Annotated in this window: 1 protein-coding gene and 1 pseudogene; both read right to left on the reverse strand. The window is 54.4% G+C overall.

The window, feature by feature from the left end; translation table 11 throughout:
• Nucleotides 1-1,691 (reverse strand): FTR1 family protein (locus SHEWPOL2_RS21725; RefSeq protein ID WP_050991424.1); only part of this gene is annotated, 1,691 nt, incomplete at its 3' end.
• A gap of 149 nt (nt 1,692-1,840) precedes the next feature.
• Nucleotides 1,841-3,476, reverse strand: a pseudogene (locus SHEWPOL2_RS21730) (Tn3 family transposase); the annotation flags it as partial.

Genomic DNA, 3,476 nt, shown 5'->3' on the forward strand with positions numbered 1-3,476 from the left:
GCGATCGGCAGCTTGACGGAAAAGCGAATCAACACCCACGCCAATATGGCTAACAGCAACAAACCGAGCGCAAAGCCACCACCAACAGAAGAATATTGGGTTGATACCGCCTGCGTTAACAGCGATTGATAAAATAATACGGTTTCAAACACCTCCCGGTAAACCGCCACAAATGCCAACGCCACCAGCCCCCACAAGGTGCCAGACTTAAGTTGGGTATCGACATGTTGCTGAATGTAGGCTTGCCATTGTGCAGCCTGGGTTTTGCTATGCATCCAGATCCCAACATAGAGCAGTACCAACGCGGCCAATAAAGCGGCAATTCCCTCCATGATTTCACGATTGGCACCACTGATCGTGATCAACGATTGAGCGGCGATCCAGGTGGCACCACCGGCAAGTAATGCCGCAATCCAGCCTATGTGGACATATTTAAGCGCATCCCGACGCCCGGTTCTTATCAAAACCGTCGTTAAGGCAATGATAACCAGCAATGCCTCCAGGCCTTCGCGCAACAATATGACCAGACTAGCAGTGAATAAAGTTCCTTCGGACAAGGTGGACTCTGATAACAAACGTTGTGCGTCATCCAACAAATGCCGCGTCTCCGCCATTAGCGCACCCAATTCTCCGTTTACGTCGGGGCGGCTGGTCAATTGTCGTAGTGCCATCATGTTGGACTCGATGGATTGGCGCAGTGCTTTGTCATGCGCATCGAGGCTGTTTTCAATCAGTTCAAAACCGTCCAGATAAGCACTGACGGCGAGTTCACTTGCGGTTGAAAAATCTCCCTTCTGATGCGCTTTTTGGGCGGCTTGAAGTCGATTCCATGTGATTGCCAAGGGATCTTGGGATGCCTTGAATAATGCCGAGGGGTTAGCGCGTAAACTCTCCAAAGCTTGTAGGGTTATATCAGGGCGTGCTGCTGCCAGTTGCAGTGGGTTGTGATTAATCAGCTGCAGTTTGGTAATATTCAAATCATTGTGAGTAGGTTCGCTGGATTGAAAAGCGAGTCCACCGACATAGAATGCCATTGACCAACGCTCTTGCTCCGTTAGTTGTTGAAAAGATGGCATGGCGGTGTCGTCAATGCCATTGGTAATGGCGTCGTATAAACCCAAAATTGATCGATTTAATGCCCGCTCTTTATCGGTAAAGTCCGTGGGTGCGGGATCGAGTTGTGCTGCCAGCACTCCGTCACCTTGACCAGATACTCCATGGCAAGATCCGCAGTTAGTCTCAAATACCGGCCGGATTTTTTCTTGAGGTAATATCCGTTCCGGCAGGGATAAATGTGGCATCAATCCCAACAATGTGCCGCGTAGGCTGGCACTCATTTGACGGATCTCATCAACACCTTTCTTATCATGGATGGCCCTCTGCAATGCCATTGCTTGCACTGCGAGTGACTCTGCATCAGCAGTGGCGGCCAGCGAGCTCTTGCTAACAATCAGTTGTGAAAACTCCACCATCTCCTGATATTCATTGTCATTAATTACCTGACCGTTTTTCACCGCTTCGGCATAATCAACGCCTATGTATTCAGCGAGCTGTGCCAGTTGCCGGAGTTGAGTAACGTTGTCTGGGATCTCAGCTTCATTCGCCCCGGCAGATAGAGAAAGTGGCAGCATCAGAAATATGATGGCATGAAGGGTGGCTCGTTTCAGGCGTTGCAATCTGCAATCAAACATCTCGGTGTTCTCTTATTCATGAATCGCTAATGATTATTGATCGCAATTGTAAACTCTATAGCCGCTATAGAGTCAAGAGAAGTAAAAATTACAGTCGGTTGGAAACCGTTTTGATAGGGGTCGTCTCAGAAAACGGAAAATAAAGCACGCTAAGCCGGTGGCAGCGGTCGCAATGGCCTGAACTTCCCCGCACCGACCTTGGCACTGCTGCGCCATAGGTAATCGCCGGTCAGGTTGATATGCTCCCACCCCAGCGGGGACAGATATTGCAGCAACGTGTCGTCCAGCGCCATGCCGTGGGCACGCAAAGCACTGGTGGCACGCTCCAGATAGACCGTGTTCCACAACACGATGGCCGCCGTCACCAGATTGAGGCCGCTGGCCCGGTAGCGCTGCTGCTCAAAACTGCGGTCGCGGATTTCACCCAATCGGTAGAAGAAGACCGCCCTGGCCAGCGCGTTGCGCGCCTCGCCCTTATTCAGCCCCGCATGGACGCGGCGGCGCAGCTCCACGCTTTGCAGCCAATCCAGAATGAACAGCGTGCGCTCGATGCGCCCCAGCTCGCGCAGGGCGACGGCCAAGCCGTTTTGGCGCGGATAGCTGCCGAGCTTGCGCAGCATCAGCGAGGCCGTCACCGTGCCCTGCTTGATCGAAGTGGCCAGCCGTAGGATTTCATCCCAATGAGCGCGAATAGCCTTGATGTTCAGCCTGTCGCTGCTAATCATCGGCTTGAGTGCATCGTAGGCAGTATCGCCCTTGGGAATGAACAGCTTGGTGTCGCCCAGGTCGCGGATGCGCGGCGCGAACCGGAATCCCAGAAAGTGCATCAGGCCGAACACATGATCGGTGAAGCCCGCCGTGTCGGTGTAGTGTTCCTCGATACGCAAGTCAGACTCGTGGTACAGCAGGCCATCGAGCACATAAGTCGAGTCGCGCAAGCCGACGTTGACCACCTTGGCGCTGAAGGGCGCGTATTGGTCGGAGATATGGGTATAGAACGTCCGCCCAGGGCTACTTCCATACTTCGGATTGATATGTCCCGGTGCTCTCTGCCTTGCTGCCGGTTCGGAAGTTCTGGCCGTCCGACGATGACGTGGTGCCGTCGCCCCAGTTTCCGGCGAAGGGTTGTCGATACTGTGCGTTCACCAGCTCGGCCAGCGCCGTCGAATAGGTTTCGTCGCGAACGTGCCAGGCTTGCAGCCAAGACAGCTTGGCGTAGGTGGTGCCAGGGCAGGACTCGGCCATCTTGGTGAGCCCAAGATTGATACCATCAGCCAGAATCGTCGTCATCAGCAAGGTTTTGTCCTTGGCCGTGTCGCCGGTCTTCAGGTGTGTGAAGTGGCGCGTGAAGCCCGTCCATTCATCGACCTCCATCAGCAACTCGGTGATCTTGAGGTGCGGCAGCAACATCGCCGACTGGTCAATCAAGGCTTGCGCGGCGTCTGGCACCGCTGCGTCCAGCGGCGTTATCTTCAGGCCCGATGCAGTGGTGATGATGGCGTCCGGTAAGTCGTTGGTCGCCGCCATGCGGTTGACTGTGGCGAGTTGCGCCTCCAATAATTCCAGTCGGTCATGCAGATATTGGTCGCAGTCGGTGGCCACGGCCAGTGGCAATTCGCTGGCCAGCTTCAAGGTGGCGAACTTCTCGATCGGCACCAGGTATTCGTCGAAGTCCTTGAACTGACGCGAACCCTGCACCCAAACATCACCAGAGCGCAGTGCGTTCTTCAGCTCCGACAGGGCGCATAATTCGTAGTAACGCCGGTCAATACCCTCGTCGGTCAG

Origin of the sequence: Shewanella sp. POL2 (genome assembly GCF_000282755.1) — a bacterium.
In the GTDB taxonomy this organism is placed as follows: domain Bacteria; phylum Pseudomonadota; class Gammaproteobacteria; order Enterobacterales; family Shewanellaceae; genus Shewanella; species Shewanella xiamenensis.